24 protein-coding genes are annotated in these 25,692 nt (G+C 73.7%); 8 read left to right on the top strand and 16 right to left on the bottom strand.

Translation table 11 applies throughout. From position 1 onward, the window contains the following. Nucleotides 1–8: 8 nt before the first annotated feature. Entirely contained in the window at nt 9–704 is a 696-nt protein-coding gene (locus AB0E19_RS18535; RefSeq protein WP_362180773.1) for a hypothetical protein, read from the top strand. A gap of 15 nt (nt 705–719) precedes the next feature. Here the strand turns inward: AB0E19_RS18535 and AB0E19_RS18530 are convergent, their stop codons facing one another. The 4 genes from AB0E19_RS18530 to AB0E19_RS18515 all read right to left on the bottom strand — a co-directional run bounded on the left by AB0E19_RS18530 (nt 720) and on the right by AB0E19_RS18515 (nt 5,018). After that, nucleotides 720–1,196 carry a flavodoxin family protein gene (locus AB0E19_RS18530; RefSeq protein WP_362180770.1) on the bottom strand — a complete coding sequence of 159 codons (477 nt, stop codon included), beginning with the start codon at nt 1,194–1,196 and terminating at the stop codon, nt 720–722. Nucleotides 1,197–1,350: 154 nt separating this feature from the next. Beyond that, nucleotides 1,351–2,571 (bottom strand): FG-GAP-like repeat-containing protein, encoded by a 1,221-nt coding sequence (locus AB0E19_RS18525; protein WP_362180767.1) that lies wholly within the window; start codon nt 2,569–2,571, stop codon nt 1,351–1,353. A 92-nt stretch (nt 2,572–2,663) separates the two neighbouring features. Beyond that, the gene (locus AB0E19_RS18520; RefSeq protein ID WP_362180764.1) at nt 2,664–3,884 is read right to left on the bottom strand and encodes an FG-GAP-like repeat-containing protein; all 1,221 of its coding nucleotides are present in this window, start codon (nt 3,882–3,884) and stop codon (nt 2,664–2,666) included. Nucleotides 3,885–4,040: 156 nt separating this feature from the next. Then, nucleotides 4,041–5,018, bottom strand: coding sequence for an alpha/beta hydrolase (locus tag AB0E19_RS18515; protein WP_362180761.1), 978 nt, complete (start codon nt 5,016–5,018; stop codon nt 4,041–4,043). 598 nt (nt 5,019–5,616) lie between these two features. Between AB0E19_RS18515 and AB0E19_RS18510 the strand changes: the two genes are divergently transcribed. Further along, nucleotides 5,617–6,390 (top strand): hypothetical protein, encoded by a 774-nt coding sequence (locus AB0E19_RS18510; protein ID WP_362180758.1) that lies wholly within the window; start codon nt 5,617–5,619, stop codon nt 6,388–6,390. 52 nt (nt 6,391–6,442) lie between these two features. On the opposite strand, the gene AB0E19_RS18505 is transcribed toward AB0E19_RS18510, so the two are convergent. Then, complete coding sequence (locus AB0E19_RS18505) at nt 6,443–7,132, bottom strand: metal-dependent transcriptional regulator (protein WP_359528189.1); 690 nt, start codon at nt 7,130–7,132, stop codon at nt 6,443–6,445. Between the two features lie 184 nt (nt 7,133–7,316). Between AB0E19_RS18505 and AB0E19_RS18500 the strand changes: the two genes are divergently transcribed. Continuing rightward, complete coding sequence (locus tag AB0E19_RS18500; protein ID WP_189948579.1) at nt 7,317–8,072, top strand: SIS domain-containing protein; 756 nt, start codon at nt 7,317–7,319, stop codon at nt 8,070–8,072. Between the two features lie 105 nt (nt 8,073–8,177). Here AB0E19_RS18500 and AB0E19_RS18495 read toward each other — a convergent pair whose 3' ends face one another. The 3 genes from AB0E19_RS18495 to AB0E19_RS18485 all read right to left on the bottom strand — a co-directional run bounded on the left by AB0E19_RS18495 (nt 8,178) and on the right by AB0E19_RS18485 (nt 11,629). Then, a complete protein-coding gene (locus AB0E19_RS18495) occupies nt 8,178–9,521 on the bottom strand; it encodes a PAS domain-containing protein (RefSeq protein WP_362180754.1) in 1,344 nt (447 codons plus the stop codon). Nucleotides 9,522–9,661: 140 nt separating this feature from the next. Further along, nucleotides 9,662–10,324, bottom strand: a complete 663-nt coding sequence (locus AB0E19_RS18490) for a response regulator transcription factor (protein ID WP_362180751.1) — start codon at nt 10,322–10,324, stop codon at nt 9,662–9,664. A gap of 87 nt (nt 10,325–10,411) precedes the next feature. Then, nucleotides 10,412–11,629, bottom strand: a complete 1,218-nt coding sequence (locus AB0E19_RS18485) for a histidine kinase (protein ID WP_362180748.1) — start codon at nt 11,627–11,629, stop codon at nt 10,412–10,414. A gap of 106 nt (nt 11,630–11,735) precedes the next feature. Here AB0E19_RS18485 and AB0E19_RS18480 point away from each other — a divergent pair, with 106 nt between their 5' ends. Both AB0E19_RS18480 and AB0E19_RS18475 read left to right on the top strand, forming a co-directional pair. Continuing rightward, nucleotides 11,736–12,674 (top strand): ATP-binding cassette domain-containing protein, encoded by a 939-nt coding sequence (locus AB0E19_RS18480; RefSeq protein ID WP_362180745.1) that lies wholly within the window; start codon nt 11,736–11,738, stop codon nt 12,672–12,674. Nucleotide 12,675: 1 nt separating this feature from the next. Continuing rightward, a complete protein-coding gene (locus AB0E19_RS18475; protein ID WP_362180741.1) occupies nt 12,676–13,422 on the top strand; it encodes an ABC transporter permease in 747 nt (248 codons plus the stop codon). Nucleotides 13,423–13,704: 282 nt separating this feature from the next. Here AB0E19_RS18475 and pdxH read toward each other — a convergent pair whose 3' ends face one another. Continuing rightward, nucleotides 13,705–14,331, bottom strand: a complete 627-nt coding sequence (gene pdxH / locus AB0E19_RS18470; RefSeq protein WP_362181263.1) for a pyridoxamine 5'-phosphate oxidase — start codon at nt 14,329–14,331, stop codon at nt 13,705–13,707. 223 nt (nt 14,332–14,554) lie between these two features. Between pdxH and AB0E19_RS18465 the strand changes: the two genes are divergently transcribed. After that, entirely contained in the window at nt 14,555–15,655 is a 1,101-nt protein-coding gene (locus tag AB0E19_RS18465) for a citrate synthase 2 (protein WP_360600870.1), read from the top strand. 58 nt (nt 15,656–15,713) lie between these two features. On the opposite strand, the gene AB0E19_RS18460 is transcribed toward AB0E19_RS18465, so the two are convergent. Beyond that, nucleotides 15,714–16,781, bottom strand: a complete 1,068-nt coding sequence (locus tag AB0E19_RS18460) for a 2-oxoglutarate and iron-dependent oxygenase domain-containing protein (RefSeq protein WP_362180736.1) — start codon at nt 16,779–16,781, stop codon at nt 15,714–15,716. A 606-nt stretch (nt 16,782–17,387) separates the two neighbouring features. Here AB0E19_RS18460 and AB0E19_RS18455 point away from each other — a divergent pair. Further along, nucleotides 17,388–18,431: a M4 family metallopeptidase gene (locus AB0E19_RS18455; RefSeq protein WP_362180733.1), complete on the top strand. Its 1,044-nt coding sequence runs from the start codon at nt 17,388–17,390 to the stop codon at nt 18,429–18,431. A 115-nt stretch (nt 18,432–18,546) separates the two neighbouring features. Here the strand turns inward: AB0E19_RS18455 and AB0E19_RS18450 are convergent, their stop codons facing one another. The 4 genes from AB0E19_RS18450 to AB0E19_RS18435 all read right to left on the bottom strand — a co-directional run bounded on the left by AB0E19_RS18450 (nt 18,547) and on the right by AB0E19_RS18435 (nt 22,836). Then, nucleotides 18,547–19,134, bottom strand: coding sequence for a TetR/AcrR family transcriptional regulator (locus AB0E19_RS18450; protein ID WP_362180730.1), 588 nt, complete (start codon nt 19,132–19,134; stop codon nt 18,547–18,549). Next, nucleotides 19,122–19,850 (bottom strand): enoyl-CoA hydratase family protein, encoded by a 729-nt coding sequence (locus AB0E19_RS18445; protein ID WP_362180727.1) that lies wholly within the window; start codon nt 19,848–19,850, stop codon nt 19,122–19,124. Before AB0E19_RS18445 ends, AB0E19_RS18450 begins: the two co-directional genes overlap by 13 nt. 145 nt (nt 19,851–19,995) lie before the next feature. Beyond that, a complete protein-coding gene (locus tag AB0E19_RS18440; protein WP_362180724.1) occupies nt 19,996–21,570 on the bottom strand; it encodes an AMP-binding protein in 1,575 nt (524 codons plus the stop codon). Nucleotides 21,571–21,780: 210 nt separating this feature from the next. Further along, nucleotides 21,781–22,836 carry an AraC family transcriptional regulator gene (locus AB0E19_RS18435; RefSeq protein WP_362180721.1) on the bottom strand — a complete coding sequence of 352 codons (1,056 nt, stop codon included), beginning with the start codon at nt 22,834–22,836 and terminating at the stop codon, nt 21,781–21,783. 114 nt (nt 22,837–22,950) lie between these two features. Between AB0E19_RS18435 and AB0E19_RS18430 the strand changes: the two genes are divergently transcribed. Continuing rightward, nucleotides 22,951–23,802 carry an NmrA family NAD(P)-binding protein gene (locus AB0E19_RS18430; RefSeq protein WP_362180718.1) on the top strand — a complete coding sequence of 284 codons (852 nt, stop codon included), beginning with the start codon at nt 22,951–22,953 and terminating at the stop codon, nt 23,800–23,802. A gap of 6 nt (nt 23,803–23,808) precedes the next feature. Here the strand turns inward: AB0E19_RS18430 and AB0E19_RS18425 are convergent, their stop codons facing one another. Both AB0E19_RS18425 and AB0E19_RS18420 read right to left on the bottom strand, forming a co-directional pair. Beyond that, nucleotides 23,809–24,477: an excalibur calcium-binding domain-containing protein gene (locus tag AB0E19_RS18425; protein WP_362180715.1), complete on the bottom strand. Its 669-nt coding sequence runs from the start codon at nt 24,475–24,477 to the stop codon at nt 23,809–23,811. Between the two features lie 131 nt (nt 24,478–24,608). After that, on the bottom strand, nt 24,609–25,692 hold a 1,084-nt coding region (locus AB0E19_RS18420; protein ID WP_362180712.1), incomplete at its 5' end, for an acyl-CoA dehydrogenase.

The raw sequence follows: 25,692 nt of genomic DNA, 5'->3' as shown, positions 1-25,692 counted from the left end.
AGCGACCGATGCCGACTGCGCCCCACCCCCGCCGCGAACCGCTCCCCCGTCGGCTCCTCACGCTGGCCGCGGGCAACCGGCTCGCCCGGGCGTACCTGGCGGTGTTCGCCGTCTCCCTGATCGTCACGTTCCTCGCCCCGGAGAGCCCCTTCGCCGGAAGCTCCCTGCTGCTGACGGCGCCCCTGTCCTTCCTCCCGGTGTTCGTCCCCGTCGGCCCCGGCGCCGGGATCGACGGGGTGGCCGACGTCGCGGGAGTCGCGGCCTTCGCCCTCTGGCACCTCCTGTGCGCCCTGGTGAACGCCGCCGCGCTCGGCGCCCTCGCCACCAGGTCCGCGGCCCTCCGGCCGGCCGGCCCGCGCGAGGCCCGCCGGCCGGGGGTTCGGGCCTTGCTGGCGCCCGCCGTGGACAACTGGCCGGCGCGTGTCTACCTCGCCGTCGTCGCGGTGGCGCTCGGGTTCTTCCTGTGCGCGGCGTACGTGCTGCCGGATCCCGGGTTCGCCGGGATCTACCCCCTGATGGCCACGGCGCCGCTCGGCTTCGTCGCGCTGGCGGTGTCGTCGCCCGTCGAGTTCCTCTCCTCGGCCGCCTGGCTGAGCCCGTTGGTCTTCTCCCTCGGGGTGGCCCTGGCCGGGCTGGTCAACGCCGTGCTGCTCGGCCTGCTCACACGCAGGCTGCGGCCGCGGGAACCGCGACCGGCCACCTGAGGTCCACCCGCGGCCTCACCCCGTGGAAGGCTTCCGGGAGCCTTCCCGGAGTCGCTCGGCGAAGGCCCGGGCCGCCGCCAGGTCCTCGGCGTTCGGGCGCTGCTTGTTGATGCCGCCGACGAGCTTGAAGGGCATGACCGTGTCGAGTGCCCGACACGTGAAGCTCGCTGCCACCTCGAAGCCCTTGGTTTCGAGGAGACGGGTCAGGGGGCGGGTGAACGGGGCGGGGGGCAGCTCGGGGAAGCCACTGGTGGCGAAGACGAACGCCCTGCCCCGCCCGCCGGGAAGAGCCTTGACGAAGCCGGTCAGGCGGGGGTGCATCCGTCCGTGGAAGACCCCGGAACCGAAGCCCACGAGATCGGCCCCGGCAAGCTCCTCCGGGTCGGCCTCCTCCGGGGAGACGACCTTCGCGTCGAGCACCTGGGCCATGACGTCCGCGACACGACGGGTGTTGCCGTGCGACACGGAGGCGCACACGATGACGGTCCTCATCCTCACGATCCCCTCTCTCACTTCTCCCGGTTCTGCAGTGAGGACCGCCCGGCGGCGTCGGATGTGACAGCGACGCCCGACGCGCAGGGCCTCCGTCCCGGTGGGGGACGGAGGCCCTGTGCCGTGGGGCGCCGCTCGTCGTGGGGCGTGGCCGCTAGAAGACGGCGTTCATGTCGTCCCAGTTGTAGTCGCTGTCGTGGTGGGAGCCCGCGTTCAGGCCGCCGGTGCCCCTGCCCGTGTACACGATCATGCAGCCGGCTCCGGCGCAGTTGCCGCCCGTGAGGGACGCCGAGGCACCGCTGCCGGTGATGGCCAGCAGGTCGTTGGGGTCGCCGTACTCGATGTTGCCGATCCCGACGAAGGTCTTCATCACGTTCCAGCCGCTGCCGACGAGGACGCGGGAGCCGAGGGCCCCGGGCTTGGTCGGGTAGCGCCAGAGCTTGCCGGTCGACGCCTCGCGGGCGAGGAGGTCGGCCCGGCCGTCGCCGTTCATGTCACCGGGGGCGACGAGCGCGTTCATCGCGTTCCAGCCGCCGGAGCCGATCAGCTTGCGGGCGCCCAGACCGGTGCCCGTACCGGGGTACATCCACAGCTTGCCCGTGGACTTCTCCACCGCCAGCACGTCGGAACGACCGTCGCCGGACAGGTCACCGAACGCGGTGACGTGGTTCATCGCGTTCCAGCCGCCCGAACCGATCAGCACACGCGAGCCGACGTAACCCGTGCCGGAGCCCTTGTACAGCCACAGCTTGCCGGTGGACGCCTCGCGGGCGATCACGTCCTCCTTGCCGTCACCGGAGAAGTCACCGTGCCGGGTCAGGGCGTTCATCGCGTTCCAGCCCGGGCCCACCAGCTTGCCGCTGTCGTCACCCGGGAGGAACCACAGGCGGCCGGCCTTGTCGCGGACCAGGAGGTCCGACCGGAGGTCGCCGTCGAGGTTGGCGAAGGAGGACCGGGTCGAGGACTCGGAGAAGACGTACCAGCTCGGGTAGGCGGGACCCGTGCACTCGCGGTACGTGGGGACGAGCTTCAGCGAGCTCATCGAGTTCAGGCCCATGTACCCCCACTCCGTGCCGCCCGGGTCGGGCTCACGGGTGCCGACGCTCCAGTAGGAGGTCGTGTAGTGGGGCTCGTCGTAGCCGCACGCGTACATGTTCGTGCGGTTGGAGACCGCGTTGATCTTGTTGTCCCACGTGCCGAGCGTCGGCATGCTCGTGGTGGTCTTGAGCATCGTGCCCGTGGCGTGCGCCGTCGTCCAGGCGCAGAAGTAGCCCTTCGGACAGTCGCTCGGCTCCGCCTGGGCGGGTGCGGCCGTCGCCACGCCGAGCGCTCCCAGGGTCGCCAGGCCCAGCAGGGTCGCCAGGCCCCGTCTCATCGTCTTGCGCAACTTCCTCTTCCCCTCCCCAAGCCCGTGCGCGGGAGGCGGCTGCCGCCTCCCGCGCACGGGTACGTCGTTCGTGCGGTGTGTCAGAACTGGCCGTTCAGGCCGTGCCAGGACTCGCTCTCCAGGGCGCCCGGCTGGAAGCCGTTCGTGGAGCGTCCGGCGTAGACGACCAGGTTGCCCACGCCCCGGCCCATGTTCGACCAGTAGGTGCTGTTCGTGACGGCGGCCAGGTCGGTGTGGCCGTCGCCGGTGTGGTCGCCGACCGCGAGGAAGCCGGCCATGACGTTCCAGCCGCCGCCGATGAGCACGCGGGTGGCGAGGCCGCCGGTCTTGCCCGGGTACAGCCACAGCTTGCCGGTGGACGGTTCGCGGGTGAGGAGGTCGGCCTTGCCGTCCTTGGTCATGTCGCCGAAGCCGACGAGGGCGTTCATCGCGTTCCAGCCGCCGGAGCCGACCAGCTTGCGGGCGCCCAGACCGGTGCCCGTACCGGGGTACATCCACAGCTTGCCCGTGGACTTCTCCACGGCCAGGAGGTCGGAGCGGCCGTCGCCGGACAGGTCACCGAACGCGGTGACGTGGTTCATCGCGTTCCAGCCGCCCGAACCGATCAGCACGCGCGAGCCGACCGAGCCGGTGCCGGAGCCCTTGTACAGCCACAGTTTGCCGGTGGACGCCTCGCGGGCGATCACGTCCTCCTTGCCGTCACCGGAGAAGTCACCGTGCCGGATCAGGGCGTTCATCGCGTTCCAGCCGCCCGAGCCGACCAGCGTGCCGCTGCCGTCACCCGGGAGGAACCACAGGCGGCCGATCTTGTCGCGGACCAGGACGTCGGCCGTCTTGTCGCCGTTCAGGTCGCCGAACGCGGGCGCGGTGGCCTGCGGGTTGGCGTACCAGTAGGGGTACGGCTCGTAGCCGCCGCACTCGCGCTCGGTGGCGACCAGGCGGACGGAGCTGACGCTGGTGCTGCCGGGGCCGCCCCACTCGGTGCCCGAGGGGTTCGGGGCGATGGACCAGACGGATCCGTCGTAGCCGTGGTTCGCGTCGTCGTGCAGGCAGGCGAACTTTCCGGTGCGGTTGGAGACCGAGCGGAACTGGTTGTCCCAGGTGCCGAGCGTGGGGGCGTCCACGTTCGTCTTGTACATGGTGCCGGTGGCGTTGTCCGTCTTCCAGGCACAGAAGTAGCCCGCGGGGCAGTCCGCGGGGGCCGCCTGGGCGGGGGCCGCACCAGCGCCGAGGGCGCCGAGCGTGGTGAGGCCGAGCGCCATGGCCGCGGTGGCCACGCGCCGGCGCAGAGATATGCGCATGCGTTCCCTTGTGTCCCTGTATCGCCTCGTGATGGGCGGCGCGGAGACGTACCGCTCGACGCGCCGTGGGAGGACGCTACCGCGTCCGTCGGCGGGGACGCGAGGGGGTTCCCCGAGCGGCGGACCGGACCGCTCCGCGGCCGTCGGCGGCGGGGGTCAGGTGGTGAGGACGCCGGTCAGGAAGGGGGTCACGGCCTCGGCCCAGGCCTCCGGGTGGGTGTAGTGGAGGAGGTGGCCCGCGTCGGGGATCTCCGCGTACGCGCCGTGGGGGAGGACGCGGACCATCTCCTGGGCCTCGGCGCGGCCGAGCTCGCCGTCGAGGCCGCGGACGACGAGGGTGGGGCAGCGGACCTGGGCGAGGGAGTCCCAGTGGGCGTCGTGGACCCAGGTCTCGCGGGAGGTGAGCATCTGGGCGGGGTCGAAGACCGGGCGCCAGCCGTCGGGGTGCTCGGCCATCACCTCGGCGAAGAAGGCGCCCCGCGCCGGGTTCGGCGTCTCCACCCACGGGTCGTCCGCGCCGAACCAGTGGTGGACGGCCTCCAGGGACGGGAAGGGCGCCGGCCAGCGGTCGAACCAGTCCCGCCAGGCGCGCTGCGAGGCCGCGCCGAGCGCGGAGGCCCGCATGTCGCAGATGACGAGGGCGCGGACCAGGTCGGGCCGCTCGGCGGCCAGTTGCCAGGCGGTGAGCGCGCCCATGGAGTGGCCGACGAGGGTGACGGGGGCGAGCCCGAGCCGCTCGATGACGGCCGCGGCGTCCGCCACGTACGCCTCGCGCGTGAAGGGTCCGGCGGGCGGCTTCTCGCTCGCGCCGTGGCCGCGCTGGTCGAGCGCGATCGTGCGGTGCCCCTCGCCGAGGAGGGCCGCGGCGGGGGCCCAGTGGCCCGCGTGGCCCATCAGGCCGTGGAGCAGTAAGACCGGGGCGCCGGACCGGCGGGGAGGGACGTGGCGGTCCTCGGGGCCGGTGGGCTGGCGGGTGATGCTCACGGCGGTTGCACGCGTGGGCGTATGGGTGTGTGTACGCGTGGACGTACGGGCCTCGGGCGCGGTCCCGTCCCGGGCCGCACCCTCCGCCGTAAAGTCCCAGGCCGCCAGCCGGATGCCGTCGGCTCCGGTGACGTCGAGTCGTCGCGCCATGTCTGGCACCCCCTCTTTCCTGTCGAACCCCGCCAGACTATCGAACCCACATTCGAAAATGCGCTTCTGCCACCCAACACCCCTCGTTCGAGTGACAGGCCTCAAGGATTGGCGCGCGCGGCCGAGGGGAGATCTTCAACGGGAGGCGGACCGCTCGGGGAAAACGGTCCGAAGGGACCGACCTTGAGAGCTCGGGGCTCCAGGTCGGAACAGGGGAGGGCAGGCCCCGGCGCCGCGAGGCGCCGGGGCCCTCTGCCGTTCCGGACACCCTCGCTCCGGACACCATCACTCCGGACACCTTCACTCCGGACAACCTCGTTCCGGACAACCTCGCGCCCGACGCGGGCGCGCCGGACGGGGCGTCAGAAATGCTTCCCCGGGCGCGCGTCAGTCGGCGTACGGCCCCTGTCGAACCCATGGCCCCACCCTTCCGCGCATCACGCAGCGCACGCAGCTCGTTCCAGCCTGGCACGCCGAGGGCACGCGCGGGGCCATTCCGGCGTAAAACGGGGCGCACGGCGAACCCGTCGCCGGACCGTGGCCCATTCGTGACCGCCGACCGCACAACCGGTCCCCCGCCCCGCTGGTCGACAGGGGCATGCGCAGCCCCCAAGTCCTCGCAAAGAACCACCACATCGCGATCCTGAGAGACGGTCACCTCACGATCGAACAGGATCGGGTCGTCACCACCGTGCCGCTCGCCGCCGTCGAAGAGGTGCGCCCCACCGGTGCGACCTCGCTCGTCCTCGTCCTCACCGACGGCGCCACCCGCACGCTCCCCGAAGGCAACGCCTATTCCGCGCCCGCCTTCCAGGCCGCCGTGACCGAGGCCCTTCCCGAGCGGCGCGACCCCGCGGGCAGCGCCCTCGTCACCACCGAGGAGGCCGCCGACTGGATCCCCGTGTGGGCGGTCTGGCTGGGCGCCGTCGGCTTTCTCGGCGCCTACGTGGCGTACGTCTGGTGGACCGGGGCCGCCCACGGATCGGGCATGGGCATGGCGGCGTTCGGCGCGGTGCCCGGTCTGCTCATCGGAGGCCTCGGCACCTTCGCCGCCGTGCTCAGCGCCCGGGACCGGGTGCTGCTCGCCCGCCGGGGCATCACCGTGGTCGCCGCCCGGGTGTACCACCCCAACGGCAAGAGGGCGAGCCACTACAGGTTCACCGACGTGAGCGGCAACGAGACGGACACCACCTACGGCTCGAACCGGCCCACCGACGAGATCCACGTCGTGTACGACCCCGAGGCCCCCACGACGCGGCACGCCGCCTCCGAACCGGCCTACGTGACCGTCGTCAAGCACGCCCTCGGCCTGCTGACCGGCGGAGGCGTCCTCGCGCTCGGCCTGTGGGGCGCGCTCGCCCCCTACGTGTGACGGGGCCGGGACGCTTCCGCGTGCCCGGCCCCACGTCCACCGCGGTGGAGGCTCAGCGCTTCGCGACGAAGACGTGCGCCGCGACCTCCGCGTCCAGCTCCGCGGCCTCGCCGCTGCTGCCGACGAGGACGCCGCCCGCCGACTCCGACACGGAGACGACCGAGCCGGGCTGCACGCCGGCGCGGCGGAGCGTGTACATGAGCTGGGCGTCCGTCTGGATCGGCTCGCCGATGCGGCGGACGATCACCGTCTTGCCCTCGCTCGCGTCCAGGTCCGCGAGCGAGACCATCGAGTCGTCGAGGAAGGACTCGGCCTCGGCCTTCTCGCCCAGCTCCTCCAGGCCCGGGATCGGGTTGCCGTACGGCGACTCCGTCGGGTGGCGCAGCAGCTCCAGGACGCGGCGCTCCACGGCCTCGCTCATCACGTGCTCCCAGCGGCACGCCTCCGCGTGGACCTGCTCCCACTCCAGGCCGATCACGTCGACGAGCAGACACTCGGCGAGGCGGTGCTTGCGCATCACGCGCGTCGCGAGCTTGCGGCCCTCCTCGGTCAGCTCCAGGTGGCGGTCGCTCGCCACGGCGACCAGGCCGTCCCGCTCCATGCGGGCGACCGTCTGGCTCACCGTGGGGCCGCTCTGGTCGAGCCGCTCGGCGATCCGGGCACGCATCGGGACCACACCTTCCTCTTCCAGCTCCAGGATGGTGCGGAGATACATCTCCGTGGTGTCGATCAGTCCGGACATTCGTGCCCCTCGATGAGTCGTGCGCTGGCCCTGCACCAATTCTTACGCATCGGGGCGACAAGCGGGTGGCCCCCGCCACGGAGCGGGACGACTGAGGGCACCGGGACGGCGGAGGCAGTATTGACAGAGCAATGGTCCAGACCGCACCGTGATCGGCGACCTCGACGAGAAGGAGCTTCCTCACATGGGCGAGAGCAAGCTGGCCGGACAGTTCTTCGACGCCGCGATCGGGCTGCTGCAGGAGGTGCGCGACGGGGACTCCGCCGAGATCGCCGCCGCCGGTGCGGCGGTCGCCGAGGCCGTCGCGAACGGCAACCGCCTCTTCGCGTTCGGCGCCGGGCACTCCTCGCTGCCCGCCCAGGACGTCGTCTACCGGGCCGGCGGGCTCGCGCTGATGAACCTGCTCGTCGTCCCCGGCGTCGTCGGCGTCGACGTCATGCCGGCGACGCTCGGCTCCGCCCTGGAGCGCGTCGACGGACTCGCCGGGGCCGTCCTCGACTCCTCCCCCGCCTCCGCCGGCGACGTGCTCTTCATCATCTCCCTCTCCGGCCGCAACGCCCTGCCCGTCGAGATGGCCATGAACGCCCGCGCGCTGGGCCTCACCGTCATCGGCGTCACCTCGGTGGCGTACGCGACGGAGACGAAGTCGCGGCACGTCTCGGGGACGTACCTCAAGGACCACTGCGACATCGTCCTCGACTCCCGGATCGCGGTCGGCGACGCGGAACTCGCCCACGAGGGCATCGAGGCGCCGTTCGCCCCCGCCTCCACCGTCGTCACCAGCGCCCTCATGCAGGCGACGATGGCCGCCGCCGCCGAGGAGCTCGTCCGGCGCGGCGTCGAGCCGCCGCTGCTGCGCTCCGGGAACGTGGACGGCGGGCACGAGTGGAACGGCCGCGTGATGACCGAGTACGCGGACCGGATCTTCTACCGGCACTGACGCCCCCACCGGCGCCCGCGCCTCTCCCGGCACCGACTCCCGCCGCCGCCCACCCGCGCGTACGGGGGGCGGGGCCGGGGTTCGGCCGAACGGCAGGCCTGGCGTTCAGCCGAGCGGCGGTACGTCCAGTGCCGCCGCCACCCGGGCCGCGACCGTCTCCGCGTAGAGCGCGTCCTGGCGGTCGAAGGCCCCCCGGGCGGCCGTCCGCAGGAAGGTGAGGACGCCGACGGTACGGCCCCGGGAACGCAGGGCCGTGCACAGCGCGTGCGCGGTGTCCGCGGGCCAGTGCCGGGCCGCCGCCCACTCCGCCGCGTCCCGGCCCGCGTCCACCCGCACCGAACCCGCCCGGTCCCACGCCTGGAGCGCCGGGTGATCGGTGCCGTAGCGCTGCGGGAAACCGCCCTCGAAGCCGCCGCCGAGGCCGTCCGCGTCCGGGGCGCCCGCCGGGGACGCCACCGCGCGCGTCAGCCGCCGGTCGCCCGCCACCCGGTCCACGAGACCGTGGTCGGCGAAGCCGGCCAGCGCGAAGTCGAGGAGGACGGCGACCGCCTCCGCGGGATCCGCGTACTCGGCCGCCGCCACGCCCGCGCGGTGCAGCTGGCTCCAGCGGAAGCGGGTCCGGTCCGCCTCCCGGGCCGCGAGCCGCTCCGCCGTCACGTCCTGGAACAGCCACGCCACGCCCAGCGGGGCCGGCTCCTCCGTCATCGGCGACGACAGCCGGACGAAGCCGCTGCGCCAGCAGCGGCGCCGTTCCCCCGCCCCCGCGCCGGAGGTCGACGCGAGCGTCACCCACAGGTCCGCCGGGGCGGGCGGGGCGCCCTCCGCCAACACGTGCTGGAGCGCGCCCTCCAGCTCCTCCACGCCCCGGGCGACGACGTCGCCGAGGGGGCGGCCGAGCAGGGTCGTCCGGCCCGTGCCGATGGCGTTCGCCGCGTAGCCGTTGACGACCGCCGGGCGCAGGTCCGCGTCGATCAGGACGACGCCCCAGGGCGCGTCGTCGAAGAGGGCCTCGCTGAGCGCGATCGACCGCTCCAGGTCTATCTGGGCGTGCACCTCGCTGAAGGCGCAGTACACGCCGGCGGGCCGCCCGTCGGCCCCCCGCACCCCGGCGGACTGGCTGCGGACCAGGACCCGGCCGCCGTCCTTGCGGAGCAGCGCCAGCTCGTGCACCTGCCGTCCGGGGGTCCGCATCGCCCCCATGAGGCGGGCGAGCGTCTCCTCCGCGTCGGCGCTGCGCGCCGCCCAGCCGTCGAACCCGCGCCGCCCCACGGCCTCCGCCGCCGGCCAGCCGAGGATCCGCTCGGCCTCGCGGTTCCAGTGCGTCACCGTCCCGTCCGCGTCCAGCGCGCACAGCGCCGCGTCCATCCCGTCGAGCAGCGCGGCGAGCAGGTCGCCGTCCTCGCTCGGCACGGAAGCGGTGTCCCGCGTGGACCCCGTGAAGGCACTCACCTGGCACTCCCCCCGGTAACCCCCCTGATGGGGGCCATTCAACTGGAACGTGACCCAGAACACACCCGGTTCGACGAAACGGATTCGGGGAGACGGGTCGGTTCCAGCCAGGTCGGCAGGCCGGGCCGGGTCGGCGCAGGTCAGGTCGGGGAGACGAAGCCCGACTCGTAGGCGGCGATCACCGCCTGGGTACGGTCCCTGGCACCGAGTTTCGCCAGAATGGCGCTCACGTGGGACTTGACGGTCTCCGTGCCGACGATCAGACGGTTCGCGATCTCCGCGTTGGAGAGCCCCCGGGCCATGAGGCGCAGGACGTCCTCCTCCCGGTCCGTCAGATTGGCCCGGACCAGGGCCTCGTGCGCTTCGTTGGCGGGACGTTCCTGGCCGTAGGCGGCGGCCAGCTCGCGGACGGCCGCCGGGAAGAGGAGCGAGTCGCCCTCCGCGACGAGGCGGACCGCGTGGACGATCTCCACCGGGCGCGCCCGCTTGAGGAGGAAGCCGTCGGCGCCGGCGCGCAGCGCCCCGTACACGTACTCGTCGTTCTCGAAGGTCGTCACCACGAGGATCTTGGGCGGGGAGTCGACCGTGCGCAGCACGGCCTGGGTGGCCTCGATGCCGTCCATCAGCGGCATGCGGACGTCCATCGCGACGACGTCGGGGCGCAGACTGCGGACGAGGGGCACGACGGCGGCGCCGTCCGCGGCCTCGCCGACCACCTCGATGTCCGGCTGCGCCTCCAGGACGGCCCGCAGGCCGGCCCGCACGAGGGGTTCGTCGTCTACGAGCAGGACCTTGATCGTCATCCGGTCAGCCTAGGGGGTCGCGGGACCCGGGTCCCGGGTCCCGGGTCCCGGGTCCCGGGTCCCGGGTCCCGGGTCCCGGGTCCCGGGTCAGCGGAGCGGGAGGACCACGGAGACCCGCCACTCACCGTCCTTCACGCCGGACTTGGCCTCGCCGCCGAGGAGCGCGGCGCGCTCGCGGATGCCGCGCAGGCCGCTGCCGGAGCCGGGGACGGCGGGGGGTCTGCCCTCGGGCAGGGGGTTGGTGACCCGGAGGCGGAGACGGCTGCGCTCCGCCGCCACGCGGACGTCGACGGGGACCTCGCCCGCGTGCCGCAGCGCGTTCGTCAGGGCCTCCTGGAGCATCCGGTACGCCTCCCGGGAGACGGGCCCCGGCAGTTCCTCGACGGGCCCGGTGATCTCGGCCTCCACCCGGGCGCCGGAGGAGCGGGCCGAGTCGAGGAGGCGGGCGGCCTCGTCGAGCCCGGGGCTCGCGCCGGCCGGGCGGCGGCCGGTCTCGCGGAGCAGCATCAGGACCCGCTCCAGGTCCTCCAGGGCGGCGCGGCCGGTCTCCTCGATCGTCGCGAGGGCCCGGTCGGTGAACTCGGGGTCCTTCGCCGCGCGGGCGGCGCCCGCCTGGACCACGGCCAGGGTGAGGGCGTGGCCCAGCGAGTCGTGGAGCTCGCGGGCGATCCTGTTCCGCTCCAGGAGGCGCTCCGTCCGCTCCTCCAGGGCCGTCATCCGCTCCTTCACCGACGGGCCGAGGAGGCGGAGGGCGACCCGGGTGTCGAATCGGCCGCCCGCGACGATCACGGCGAGGAGGACGAGCAGCGGCAGCGGCGCCAGGGCCACCGAGCCGACGCCCGGCGGCGGGGTCAGGGAACCGATCACCGGCTCCTCCACCGACGTGTCGAGCAGCGTCAGCGTGCACTGGAGCAGCCAGATCGTCAGCAGCCACGCCAGCAGGCCCGCCTCCATGCGGAAGACCAGCCACAGGGCCGTCCTGCCCTTGTCCGCCCAGGAGACGGACGGGGTCGCCGAGATGCCGGTGGCCGCGCCCTCGGCGTGGGCCGCGCTCCGCTCCCTGGCGTGTTTGCCGGGGAAGAGCATGAGGCGCGCCTGCAGCCCCTCGGCGCGGCGGGCCGACGGTATGAGGGCGACGGCCGCGACGAGCGGAATCGGCAGCGCGGCCGCGATCAGCCAGTCGCCGAGGGTCGGGGAGGACAGTCCGGGATAGACGAGTCCGGCGGCGAGCGGCACGATCGCGCCGATCGCCAGATGCAGCCACCGCGTGTACGTGACCGCCCGGATCAGGGGTCGCAGGAACATCCCGCCATCCTCGCAGCGGCGGACCGGCCGCGGCTCCCCCGCACGGGGGAGACGGTCCCCTCGGGCAGGGGATGGCACGGAGGCGCCGCGCCGCGAGTCTTGAGCCATGACCAGCATCGACATCACGAACCTCACGAAGGAATACGGCGGCCGGCGCACGGCGCGGGCCGTGGACGGGCTGACGTTCCGTGTCGAGCCGGGGCGCGTCACCGGCTTCCTCGGGCCCAACGGGGCGGGGAAGTCCACCACGATGCGGCTCGTCCTCGGCCTCGACCGGCCGACGTCGGGCACCGCCACCATCGGCGGCCGGCCGTACGCGACGCTCGACGAGCCGCTGCGGACGGTCGGCGCGCTCCTCGACGCGCAGGCCGCGCACCCGGCCAGGACCGGCCGCGACCACCTCCGCTTCCTCGCCGCGAGCAACGGCCTGCCGGCCCGCCGGGTCGACGAGGTCCTGGAGGAGACGGGCCTGACGTCGGCGGCCCGCCGTCGGATACGCGGCTACTCGCTGGGCATGCGGCAGCGGCTCGGCATCGCCGCCGCGCTCCTCGGCGACCCGCGGGTGCTGATGCTGGACGAGCCGGCGAACGGACTGGACCCGGAGGGCATCGTCTGGATCCGCGAGCTGCTGCGCCGGCTGGCCGACGAGGGCCGAGCGATCCTGGTCTCCAGCCATCTGATGAACGAGACGGCGACCTTCGCCGACCACCTGGTGGTTCTGGGCCGGGGACGGCTCCTCGCGGACGTGCCCATGCGGGAGTTCATCGACGCCCACAGCCACCCACGGGTGCGGGTGCGCACGGGCGATCCGATACGGCTCCGGGCCACGCTGCTCGCACGGGGGTGGACGGTCGGGGAGGCCGCCGACCGGGACGGCCGGTGGACGGTGGAGGGCGCCTCCGCCGAGGAGATCGGCGCGGTCACCGCCCGCGAGGGCATCCCGGTCTTCGAACTCGCCGACGAGCGCGCCTCGCTGGAGGAGGCGTATCTGGCCCTCACCTCGGACGCCGCCGAGTTCACCGCCCTTACCCCGCAGGAGGTCTGACGTGTCCGCGCTCTCCCCCACCGCCGTGCTCTACTCCGAGTGGATCAAGGTGCGGTCGATCCGGTCGAGCTTCGGCTCGCTGCTGGCCGTCCTCGTCGCCGCGCTGGGCATCGCCCTGGCGGTCTTCCCCGCCATCGGGCAGCCGGAGGCGGAGACCGGAGAGATCGATCCGCTGTTCTGGATCTACTACCCGGTGAACTTCGTGCAGATCGCCGCGATCTCCTTCGGTGCCACCGCCGCCTCCTCCGAGTTCCTCAACGGCGCCCTGCGGAACTCACTGACGGCCGTACCGCGGCGGAACCTCTTCTACGGGGCGAAGGTGGCGGTCGTGGGGTCGGCCGCGCTGGTCGTCGGTGTGGTGGCCGGGTTCGTCATGTTCTTCACGGCCAACGCGTTCCTCGGGAAGTACGCGATAGCCGTCGGCGACCCGGGCGCGCTGCGGTCCTGCTTCGGCGCCGGGCTCTACCTCGCGCTGATCACGCTGTTCTCGATGGGGCTGACGTTCCTGCTGCGCAGCGCGGTGGCGGTGCTGAGCATCCTGATCCCGTTCATCCTCATCGTGTCCTTCGTCATCGGCGGGGTCTCCGAGGGCGCCGCGACGTGGCTCCCGGACCGGGCCGGGCAGCAGATCCTCTTCCAGGAGCCCCTGGGGACGCTCGGCGCCTGGACGGGTCTTGGGGTGACCGCGCTGTGGACGGCGGCCGCGCTCCTCGCCGGCTGGTGGTCGCTGCGGCGGCGGGACGCCTGAGACGCAGACGACCCGTGGGCCTTGGTCCCGTCCGCCTAGGTTCGGACGGGAGCCGGCCGGACTGACCGGCGGCCCACGGGTCGGGTGACTGCTTGGGTTTCGGCAGCTGGCCTGCCGAGGTGCACATCGTGCGACGGCAGGCCTTAGCCCGCAGTCACCTCACGAGTCCGAAAAGAAACCATTTTTTCGGATCACCTCCTTTCGCGTGTTCCCACACCCTACGAACCCCCCGGGAGGGCCACAAGCGATTTATTCGGCTCGTTTCCCGGGCGGTCGCGGCGGTCAGGGCGCCAGGCGCTCCACGCGCCAGGAGCCGTCCTCGCGTACGTACCGCAGGCGGTCGTGGAGGCGGTTCTCGTGGCCCTGCCAGAACTCGACGGTCTCCGGGACGACCCGGAAGCCGCCCCACTGCGGCGGGACGGGGACCTGCTCGGAGTCGGGGTAGCGGGCGGCCAGCTCCTCGTACCGGGCGAGGAGCTCCTCGCGGGAGGCGATGACGGAGGACTGCTCGCTCGCCCAGGCGCCCAGCTGGGAGCCGTGCGGGCGGGTGCGGAAGTAGGCGGCGGTCTCGTCGCGGCCCGTGCGGGCGGCGCGGCCGGTGACGATGACCTGGCGGGCCAGCGGGTGCCAGGGGAAGAGCAGCGAGACATAGGGGTTGGCGGCCAGCTCGGTGCCCTTGCGGGAGCCGTAGTTGGTGAAGAAGACGAAGCCGGCGTCGTCGTAGTGCTTGAGGAGGACCGTGCGGGACGAGGGGCGTCCGTCGGGGGTGGCGGTCGAGACGACCATGGCGTTCGGCTCGTGGATCGCCGGGCTGGCGGCGGTCTCCTTGAACCAGGACGCGAACTGCCGGATCGGATCGGGGGCGAGATCGGCCGCGGTCAGTTCCTTGGTGCGGTACTGCTCGCGCATGTCGGCGGGGTCCAGGGCGTCGGTCACGGGGCCATCCTGCCGCAGCGACCCAGTGTGCCCGCCACGACGGGGCGTCAATCCTTCGTCGCGGGTTCGGCGCAGTGTGCCGGATGTCACGCTTCCCCGCATCATCGGAACCGTACAGACTCTTCGGCTGGACGACTGTTGAGTCTCTCCAGCCGCCACCGTCGATTGATCGATCATCGATAGAAGGAGCCGCCTGATGTCCGAGTTCGTACCGGGCCTCGAAGGAGTCGTCGCGTTCGAGACCGAGATCGCCGAACCCGACAAGGAAGGCGGCGCGCTCCGCTACCGCGGGGTCGACATCGAGGACCTCGTCGGCCACGTCTCCTTCGGCAACGTGTGGGGCCTCCTCGTCGACGGCGCCTTCAACCCGGGCCTGCCGGCCGCCGAGCCCTTCCCGATCCCGGTCCACTCCGGCGACATCCGGGTCGACGTGCAGTCCGCGCTCGCCATGCTCGCGCCCGTCTGGGGCCTCAAGCCGCTCCTCGACATCTCCGCCGAGCAGGCCCGCGACGACCTCGCCCGCGCCGCCGTCATGGCCCTCTCCTACGTCGCCCAGTCCGCGCGCGGCCAGGGCCTCCCGATGGTCCCGCAGAGCGAGATCGACAAGGCCGAGTCCGTCGTCGAGCGGTTCATGATCCGCTGGCGCGGCGAGCCGGACCCGAAGCACGTCAAGGCCGTCGACGCGTACTGGACCTCGGCCGCCGAGCACGGCATGAACGCCTCCACCTTCACCGCCCGCGTCATCGCCTCCACCGGCGCCGACGTGGCCGCCGCCCTCTCCGGCGCCGTCGGCGCCATGTCCGGCCCGCTGCACGGCGGCGCGCCCTCCCGCGTCCTCGGCATGATCGAGGAGATCGAGCGGACCGGGGACGCGACGGCGTACGTCAAGCAGGCCCTCGACAAGGGCGAGCGCCTGATGGGCTTCGGCCACCGCGTCTACCGCGCCGAGGACCCGCGCGCCCGGGTCCTGCGCCGTACCGCGAAGGAGCTGGACGCCCCGCGCTACGAGGTGGCCGCCGCGCTGGAGAAGGCCGCCCTGGAGGAGCTGCACAACCGCCGTCCGGACCGGATCCTCGCGACGAACGTCGAGTTCTGGGCGGCGATCGTGCTGGACTTCGCCGAGGTCCCGGCGCACATGTTCACCTCGATGTTCAGCTGCGCCCGTACGGCCGGCTGGTCGGCGCACATCCTGGAGCAGAAGCGCACCGGCCGCCTGGTCCGGCCCTCGGCCCGCTACACGGGCCCGGGCCTGCGGGACCCGCGCGAGATCGAGGGCTACGCGGACATCGTTGGCTGAACCCCGCCAGGCCGCTTCTTCCGGATCAGGCCGCCCGGCACGATCCGGAAGAGACGGCCTAGACGACCGGCCGGTCCTGGCGGAGGAGGAGGTCCGCGTGGTGGCGCGCCGCGACCAGCGGATGCGCGCGGACCTTCCCCTTCAGCTCGTTCCGGCCGTACTCGGCGAACATCGGGTTCGCCGGGTCGGCCGTCACGCCCGGCGCGCGGTCCTCGTACGCGAAGTCGAGCGGGGCGATCCGGGCGTCGAGCCGCGGGTTGTAGAAGAAGGGGACGGAGTAGCGCTCCGTCGCGCCGGGCGGGGAGACGACCCGGTGGTTGGTGGCGATCAGATAGCCGTTCGTCGCGACTTCGAGGAGTTCGCCGAGGTTGACGACGAAGGCACCGGGCAGCGGCGGCACGTCGTGGAAGCGCCCGTCCTCCCGCTGCACCTGGAGCCCGCCGACCTGGTCCTGGAGCAGCAGGGTCAGGAAACCGTAGTCCTTGTGGGCGCCGACGCCCTGGTCGTCGCCGTCACCGCTGCTGCCCGGGTAGCGCACCAGCTTGAGGTGCGGGTGGGCGCGGGGCCCGAAGATGTCGGCGTAGAAGTCCTCGCGCGCGCCGATCGAGGCGAGCAGCTCGCGCAGCAGCTTCTCGGCGACGCCGCTGAGCCGGTCGATCCAGTGCAGGGCGGCCGTACGCAGCTCGGGCAGGGCCTCGGGCCACTGGTTGGGACCCTCCAGCCACCAGTACGGCGGCTCCCACGGCGCGGGCGCGCGGGCGGGGCGCTCGGCGCCGATGTCGAGCTGGTCCCGCCAGTCGCGGGCGCCCTGGGTGCGCTCGTCGCCGACGCGGGTGTAGCCGCGGAAGTGCGGCGAGTTCAGGTTGTCGATCGCGCGCCGGTCCGCCTCGGGGAGGGCGAAGAAGGCGTGCATGGCGTCGGTGAGCGCCCGGGTCTCCGCCTCGGTCACGCCGTGCCCGACCAGCTGGAAGAAGCCCACGTCGTGGGCGGCGGAGTGCAGCTGGGCGTGGAGCAGCCGGCGGGCGTCGGGGCCGCGGTCGGCGGCGGAGAGGTCGACGATCGGGAGCTGCGAGGGGTACGAGGTGGCGGGGGAGGGGGAGGTGGGTACGGGGGCGGTGAGGGTCATGGATGCGTCCGCGGGTGTACGGGTCCCGGGGCGGCCGCCGGGGTGGGGCGGGGGCCACGGGTGCCGGTCGACAGGGGTCGGATGGGGGACCCCGCGGGGCGGGAGGGTTGCTGCCCCTGGGGTCAGGCGGCGCGGCGACAGGCCATGCTCGTGACGCGGACGAAGTCCACGTGGCGACGGCGAACGAGCAGAGGCATGCGACCAGCGTACTGCGACACCTCCACTTGGCCTGTGGCCCGCGCCACAACCGCCCCCCTCGTCACGGCCCACCGCGCGGGGCCCGCGGTCCCGACGCGGCGGCGCCCGCCCGCCGCTCCCCCGCGCGCCCACCCGCCGCTCCCCCCGTGTGGCTCACCCGTCCCCTCCCGCGAGGACTCCGTCCAAGGTGGGACCCCCAGCGGGGCGTATGCCCACACGGGGTACGACGGGGGTACGGCGGGGGTGCGGCGGGGGCGTCGCCCTCGACCGGCCGGGGCGGTGGGTGTGGTCCGGGTCACAGGGCGGGGGGTGTTCAGGGGGGTGGCGGGTGCGTAAAGATCGGCGCCTTGCGTGTCACGCGCATGCCAATCGTCTCGTTGTCGCGCCCGCGCGCAGGAGGATGTCCCGATGTCCACGACCGTTCGTCGTACCCCCCGCCGCCTCCTCGCCGTCGCCGTCGGCGCGCTGGCCGTCGCCGGGGCGCTCGTCCCCTCGCCCGGGGCCACCGCCGCGTCCGCGCCGCAGGGGCGGATCTTCATGGTCAACCCCGTGCAGGCCACCGGCGACCAGGGCCTCGCCGACCACAAGGACGCGGTCGGCGACGTCCCCGCCTCCGCCTACGCGCTCGCGACCCTCCGGAACCTCGACGCGAGCGGCGGGCTGTCCGGGAAGTGGGTCAGCGTCCGGTCCGAGACCGGCAAGCCCGCGGCGGTCGCGGACGCCGCCTCGTACGACCGCTCCGACGACGAGTTCGAGCAGGTCATGGCGTACTTCTGGGTCAACGAGGGCCAGGAGTACCTGCAGGGCCTCGGCTTCGGGACCGAGCTGCCCGGCGCCAACGACCGCGTCCAGCCCGTCCGGCTCAACCAGTGGGGCGCCGACAACTCCTACTTCACCGACAAGAAGGCCGAGATCCGCTTCGGCAAGGGCGGCGTCGACGACGCCGAGGACGCGGAGGTCGTCCTCCACGAGTACGGCCACGCCGTGCACCACGCCCAGGTCCCCGGCTTCGGCACCTCCGCCGAGGCCGGCGCGATCGGCGAGGCCTTCGGCGACTACCTCGCCGTCGCCGTCGGCAACCACGCCATCCAGAAGTACGGCTGGCCCATGAAGGCCGAGGAGGCCTGCGTCGCCGACTGGGACGCCACCGGCTACAGCGCCGCCCCGCACTGCCTGCGCCGCCTCGACGGCACCAAGACCTACGCCGACCGCGAGGGCGAGGTCCACGCCGACGGCGAGATCTGGTCCCGCGCCCTCTTCGACATCCGCAAGGCCCTCGGCGCCCGCACCGCCGACCGGATCGTCGTGAACGCGCAGTTCGGCTTCGCTCCCGACACCTCCTTCGAGGCCGCGGCGCGGACGACCGTCGAGACCGCCCGCCGGATGTACGGCGCCGACGCGGAGGCCGCGGTCCGCGACGCCTTCCGGGCCCGGGAGATCCCCGGCGTCTGACCCCCGGCGGGTCGGCAGGGGGCCCGGTAGGTCCAGGTCCGGTAGGGCCGGGGCCGGGGCGGGCTAGGGCCGGGGCCGGGAGGGCCGGGGCGGGCTAGGGCCGGGGCCGGGAGGGCTAGGGCCGGTCCGCCAGTGCCTCGTCGATCAGGTGGGACCACTGGGCCACCACCCGGTCGCGGCGGGCCGTGTCGTCCGTGAGGAGGGTCGCGAGGCCCAGGCCCCGGGCCATGTCCAGGAGTCCCTGGACGGTCTCGCGGACGCCGGGGCGCGACTCGTCGGCGCCGAGCAGCTCCACGGCGATCCGGTGGGACTCGCGGCCCACCCGCGCCTCCAGTTCGGTGACGCGGGCGCGGAGCTGCTCCTCGTTCGAGGCCGCCACCCACAGGTGGAGGGCGGCCCGGAACAGGGGGCCGGTGTAGAGGCCGACGAGCGCGGCGACCGTCTGCGCCCGGTCGTCCGTCGGCAGCGCCCGCAGCGCCTGCGAACGCTCCTCCGCGACGTACTCGACCGCCGCCGTGAACAGGTCCTCGCGGGTCGGGAAGTGGTGCTGGGCCGCGCCCCGCGACACCCCGGCCCGCTCGGCGACCACCGCCACGGTGGAGCCCGCCCAGCCGTGTTCGGCCAGGCAGGCCACGGCCGCCTCCAGGAGGCGCTGCCGGGTGGCTCGGCTCCGGTCCTGCTTGGGCGCGGTCACAGCCGCCATTCGGGGTCCCGTCGTTCGAGGAAGGCCGTCATGCCCTCGCGCGCCTCGGCGGAGGCGAAGAGCGTCGCCGATCGCTGCACCAGCTCCTCCGCGTCGCGCTCGAAGGCCTCCAGGACTCTAGCGGTGACCAGCCGTTTCGACTCGCGCAACCCCTGCGGCGAGCCCGCCCGCAGCCCGTCCAGGATCGCCCCGAGCTCCTCCTCCCCCGCCGTGACCAGGCCCATCGCCCGCGCCTCCGGGACGCCGAACCGCTCGCCGGTCAGATAGTGACGGGCCGCCGCGCGGGGCTCGAGGCGTGGCAGCAGGGCCAGCGAGATCACCGCCGGCGCCACCCCGATCCGTACCTCCGTGAGCGCGAAGTCCGCCCCCTCCCCCGCCACCACGATGTCGCAGGCGCCGAGCAGCCCGAGGCCGCCCGCGCGGGCCCGTCCGCCGGCCGTGACGTGCCCGACGACCGGCTTCGGCAGCTCCACCACCTGCCGGAGCAGGTCCACGAAGGCGTACGGGCTCGGCGGCGCCTTCAGGTCCGCGCCCGCGCTGAACGTGGAGCCCGTGTGCGTGAGCACCACCGCCCGCACGGCCGGGTCCTTCCCGGCCGCGGCGAGCGCCTCGGCGAGTTCGGTGACGAGCGCGGCCGAGAGGGCGTTGCGGGTGCCCGGGGAGTCGAGGGCGAGGGTGGTGACGCCCCGCTCCTCGGTGACGGCGATCAGGCTCATGGGTCCCTCGGCTCTCTCGACTCTCTCGGCTGGCTCGTACACGGACTCGGTCACGGACACGGACACGGGCTCGGACTCGGGCCCGCCGCCGGGTCCGAGTCCGGGGTCCGGGGTCCGGCCCCGTACCCCGGACCCGGCGGCGGGCTCAGCGCGTCCGCAGCTCGCGCCGCAGGATCTTCCCGGAGGCCGCCCGGGGCACCGCGTCGACGAACTCGACCGCCCTGACCCGCTTGTACGGGGCGACCCGCGCGGCCACGTGCGTCATCACGTCCTCCGCGGTCAGCCCGGCCGCCTCCGGCTGCCGCACCACGAACGCCTTCGGGATCTCCGTCCCCTCCGCGTCCGTCACCCCGATGACCGCCGCGTCGGCGACCCCCTCGTGGGTGAGGAGGAGCGCCTCCAGCTCGGCGGGGGCGACCTGGAAGCCCTTGTACTTGATCAGTTCCTTCACGCGGTCGACGACGTACAGCCAGCCGTCCGCGTCGACCCGCCCGATGTCGCCGGTGTGCACCCAGCCGTCGGCGTCGATCATCTCCGCGGTGGCCTCCGGCCGCCCCAGGTACCCCTTCATCACCTGCGGCCCGCGGATGGCGATCTCGCCCTCCTCCCCCACCGCCGCGTCCTTCGACGGGTCGTCGAGGGAGAGGATCCGCATCTCGGTCGAGGGCAGGAGCTTGCCGACGGTGCCGGGCGGGGGGTTCTCGGCGCTCAGCGGCGTGACGTGCGTGCCCGGCGACAGCTCGGTCATGCCGTACGCCTGCCGCACCGGCGGCAGGCCGAGCCGCGCCGAACACGCCGCCGCGAGCGCCGCGTCGAGCGGGGCGGCCGCGCTGACGATGTACTCCAGCGAGGACAGGTCGTACGCGGCGACCGCCGGGTGCTTGGCGAGCGCGAGGACGATCGGCGGAGCCACGTACAGGCCGTTGATGCGGTGCTTCTGGATCGCGCCGAGGAAGGTGTCGAGCTCGAAGCGCGGCAGCACGACGACGGTGGCGCCCTGCCGCAGCGGCGCGTTCATCAGAGCCGTAAGACCGTAGATGTGGAAGAAGGGGAGGACCGCGAGGATCCGGTCGCCCGGTCCCATCGGGACGAACGGTTCCAGCTGCGCCAGGTTCGTCGCGACGGAGGCGTGGGTGAGCATCACGCCCTTCGGGACGCCGGTGGTGCCGGAGGAGTACGGGAGGGCGGCGACGTCCTCGTCGGGGTCGACGGCGATCTCCGGCTCGGGCGCGGTGGAGGCCAGGAAGGACTGGAGCGAGCGCACCCCGTCCCCCTCCGGCGCCGCGTCGCAGACGAAGATCTCCTCGACGCCGCCCGCGAGTTCGGCGGCGGCACGGGCGGCCGGCAGGAGCGGCGAGACGGTGACGATCCAGCGCGCCGCCGAGTCCCGCAGCTGCTTGGCGAACTCCTCGGGGGTGGCGAGCGGGTGGACCGTGGTGACGGAGGCGCCGGCGCGGGTGGCGGCGTAGAACGCGATCGGGAACAGCACGGTGTTGGGGCTGTGCAGGGCGAGGACGTCGCCCTTCCGCACCCCGGCCTCGGCGAGCCCGGCGGCGACCCGCCGGTGGAAGGCGTCCACCTGCGCGTACGACAGGGTCAGTCCACCGGCCCCGTCGACCAGCGCGGGCGCGTCTCCGTAGGCGGCGGCCCGGCCCAGGACGGCGTCGTGGATGGGGAGGGACAGGGTGCGAACGGGCTCGTACTCGCTGTGGAACACCATGCGTGGCCCCCTGGAGAGGTGGGTGGAAGGTGGTCGCCAGGATCGCTGCCGCGGGCACCGCTTGGGGAGACCCCGTACGGAATCGGAAGACCCCGTACGGAACCGGGAGACCCCGTACGGCATCGGGAGACCCCGTCAGCGCTTGGGGAGACCTTGTCAGGCCCCCGTAAAACAATCAAGCACGCGTGCTTGGTTTATCCGCTGCCCGGTTCATCCGCGCTCGGCCGCGACGGCCGCCCTCAACTCCGCCGGGCGGGTGTCGTGGACCCGCTTCAGCGCGGCGCTCAGGGCGAAGGGCGTGCGGTAGCCGACCTGGCGGGCGATCGACGCGACCGTCGCGTCGGTACGGGCGAGGAGGTCGGCGGCCAGGGTCAGCCGCCACTCCGTGAGGTACGCCATCGGCGGCCGGCCCACGAGCGCCGTGAAGCGGCGGGCGAGCGTCGCACGCGAGACCCCGGCCTCCGCCGCCAGCGCGTCCACCGTCCACGCGCGCTCCGGCCGGGCGTGGATCAGCCGGAGCGCGCGGCCCGCCACCGGGTCGCCCATGGCCCGGTACCAGCCCGGCGGGCAGGCCTCCGGGCGGGCGAACCATTCGCGGAGCGTGGAGAGCAGGAGCAGGTCCAACAGCCGGTCCAGGACGGCCTGCTGGCCCGGTGCGTCCCGGCCGGTCTCGACGGCGGCCAGCTCCAGGACGGGGTCGGGCGCGTCGTGCGGGACGAGGAGCGTGCGCGGCAGGCCGCCGAGCAGCCGCTCCGAGACCCGCCCCGTCGCCTGGTAGGAGGCGGTGAGCAGGACGGTGGGCCCGTCCTCGCTGTTGCCGCAGGTGCGCAGGCCCAGGATGACGTCCTCGCCGATGTCGCAGCCGTCGGCCGTCGTGCAACGGTCCGGGTGGACGACGAAGAGCGGCCGGGTCGCGGCGGCCGGATCGTCCGTGATCGAGAACGGCTCGGGCCCCGTCACGACCGCCACGTCCCCCGCCCCGAGCCGCACCGGCACCGGATCCGGCACCGGCACCGGCACCATCTGCCCCACCCGCCCCTCCGGCCCCGCCCGCCCCACCTGCCCGGCCCGCCCCTCCGGCCCGGGCGCGCCCTCCCGCCCGGTCGGGCCCTCCGGCACGATCCAGCCTTCCCCCCGCAGCAGCGTCACCAGGGTCAGCGCCCCCTGGTCGGCGAAGCGCACGGCCCACGGCGGCTCCAGCAGGTTCCGCCCGAACACGGCGCCGCAGGAGCGCACTTCCTGGAGGAGGCTGGTCAGCGGATCCATGCCGTCGAGTCTAGGGAGCCCGCCGCCGCGACCACCGCCGCGTGAGACGGACGCGTATCCCCCTGCGCTTCTGGACCATTCCGACGCTCATCCGCCCCCGGTTTGACTGGGCGCATGACGATCGACAACAGCACCCCGTCCGAGCCCTTCCTCGTCCTCGGCGGCACCGGAAAGACCGGCCGCCGTGTCGTCTCCCGCCTCCGCGGTCGCGGCCACTCCGTCCGTGTCGCCTCCCGCAGGGGCCCCGCCCGCTTCGACTGGAACGACCGGAACACCTGGGAGCCCGTCCTCGACGGCGTCCGCGCCGCCTATCTCGTCGACTCGATGACGGCCGACGCCGGCGCGCTGATGCGGGAGTTCGCTGAGCTGGCGGCGAACCGGGGCGTCGAGCGGCTCGTGCTGCTCTCGCACCGCGAGTGGGTCGTGCCCGACGGGGAGGAGAAGCTGCCCTGCGAGCGGGCCGTCCGCGAGTCGGGGGCGGCCTGGACGCTGCTCAAGCCGGCCTGGTTCGCGCAGAACTTCAGCGAGGACGCCTTCTTCCGCGGCCAGATCCTCGACGGCGAGGTGGCGTGGGCGGCCGGGCAGGGCGTCGAGCCGTACGTCGACGCGGACGACATCGCCGACGTGGCGGTGGCCGCCCTCACCGAGGACGGCCACGCCGGCGCGGAGTACGCGCTCACCGGCCCGCGGCTGCTGACCCTGGACCAGGTGGCGGAGGAGCTGGCCCGCGCGACCGGCCGGCCGGTCGGCTACCGGGCCGTCTCCCCCGACGAGTTCGCGGCCCGCGCCGGCCGGGCGGGGCTTCCGGAGGACTTCACCGCGCTCCTGAACCTGCTCTTCGAGTGGATCGCCGACAGCCGCTTCGGGGAGCTCGCGGACGGCGTCCAGCGGGCGCTCGGGCGCGAGCCCCGGGACTTCGCGGACTACGTCAGGTCCGCGGCGGGGACGGGGGTCTGGACCCCCTGACCCCGGTCACTCGCAGGCGATCCCGTCGCCGTCGCGGTCGAGGTGGCTGCCGTAGCCGGGGTCGCCCCGGCGGATCGGGTCGGCGCCCGCGGCACGTACGGCGGTGCAGTTCGCGTAGTACACCTCGGGCTCCGGCTCGGGTTCCGGTTCGGCCGTCTCCGGGGGCTGGGTCACCTGCGTGGGCTTCGGCTTCGGGGCCTGGGTGGTCGGCTTCGGGGCCTGCGTGGCGGGCTTCGGGGGCTGGGTCGTCGGCGCCTCGGTCGTCGGCTGCGGGGTGGTCGGCTCCGGGGTCGGCGCCTCGGTCGTCGGCTCCGGCGTGGGCGCTTCCGTCGTCGGCTCCACCGACGGCGTGGGCGTCGGCGTGGGCGTGGGCGTCGGCGTCGGCGTCGGCGTCGGCGTCACCGTGACGGTCACCGTCACCGTGACCGCCGGCTTCGGGTCGTCCGCGCCCTCCTCCTTCGGGGGGTCCATGGCCAGCGCCACGACGAACCACAGGGCGGACACGATCGTCGACACGATCTTCGCCCTGCTCGTCCACGGCGAGAGCCAGACCAGGGCGATGCCCGCCGGCGGGAAGACGACGAGCAGGGTGATGATCAGCGCCGGGTGCTGCCACCAGCGTCGGGGCGGCTGCCACGCCGGGGCGGGCTGGTACGGGTTCTGCTGCGGGTACACGTGCGGCTCCAAGGGCCTGACGGGGACGACGGCACCGAGCGGAGTGCCGCCGCGCCCGGATCGTACACAGGACCTTCACAACCGGGAGGCGCTATCCGGAGATCGGCCTCCCGGCAACCCGGACCGCCGGCTCAGTACGACTTGGGCAGCCCCAGGGTGTGGGCGGAGACGTAGTTCAGGATCATCTCCCGGCTGACCGGGGCGATCCGCGCCACCCGGGAGGCCGTGACGAGCCGGGCGAGGCCGAACTCCTTGGTGAGGCCGTTGCCGCCGAGCGTGTGGACGGCGGTGTCGACGGCCTTCACGCACGCCTCGGCCGCCGCGTACTTCGCCATGTTGGCGGCCTCGCCCGCACCGAAGTCGTCGCCCGCGTCGTACAGCCGGGCCGCCTTCTGCATCATCAGGCGGGCGAGTTCCAGCTCGATGTGGGCCTGCGCGAGAGGATGGGCGACGGCCTGGTGGGCGCCGATCGGCGTCTTCCAGACCTGCCGCTCCTTCGCGTAGCCGACGGCCCGTTCGAGGGCGTACCGCCCCATGCCGATCGCGAACGCGGCCGTCATGATCCGCTCGGGGTTGAGCCCCGCGAAGAGCTGGAGCAGGCCGGCGTCCTCGTCGCCGACGAGCGCGTCGGCCGGCAGGTGCACGTCGTCGAGGACGAGCTCGAACTGCTTCTCGTCCGCGTCGAGTTCCATCTCGATGTGGCGCCGCCCGAAGCCCGGCGTGTCGCGCGGGACGATGAAGAGGCACGCCTTCAGGTTGCCGGTGCGGGCGTCCGACGTGCGGCCGACGATCAGGGTCGCGTCGGCGATGTCCACCCCGGAGACGAAGACCTTGCGGCCGTTGAGGACCCAGCCGTCCTCGGTGCGGGTCGCGGTGGTGGTGATGCGGTGGGAGTTGGAGCCGGCGTCGGGCTCGGTGATGCCGAAGGCCATCGTCTTCGAGCCGTCGGCGAGCCCGGGCAGCCAGGCCTCCTTCTGCCCGTCGGTGCCGAAGCGGGAGATGACCGTGCCGCAGATCGCGGGCGAGACGACCATCATCAGGAGCGGCGCCCCGGCGGCCCCGGCCTCCTCCAGGACGATGGACAGCTCGGCCATGCCGCCGCCCCCGCCGCCGTACTCCTCCGGCAGGTTCACGCCCAGGTAGCCGAGCTTCCCGGCCTCCGCCCACAGGGCGGCCCGGTCGAAGCCGGGACCGTGGCGGCGGCCGAGCGCGGAG

It is taken from the genome of Streptomyces sp. NPDC047974 (assembly GCF_040653375.1).
GTDB lineage: Bacteria > Actinomycetota > Actinomycetes > Streptomycetales > Streptomycetaceae > Streptomyces.
Note: the sequence above shows the minus strand (reverse complement) of the source record. Positions and strands in the feature narration are given on the sequence as shown.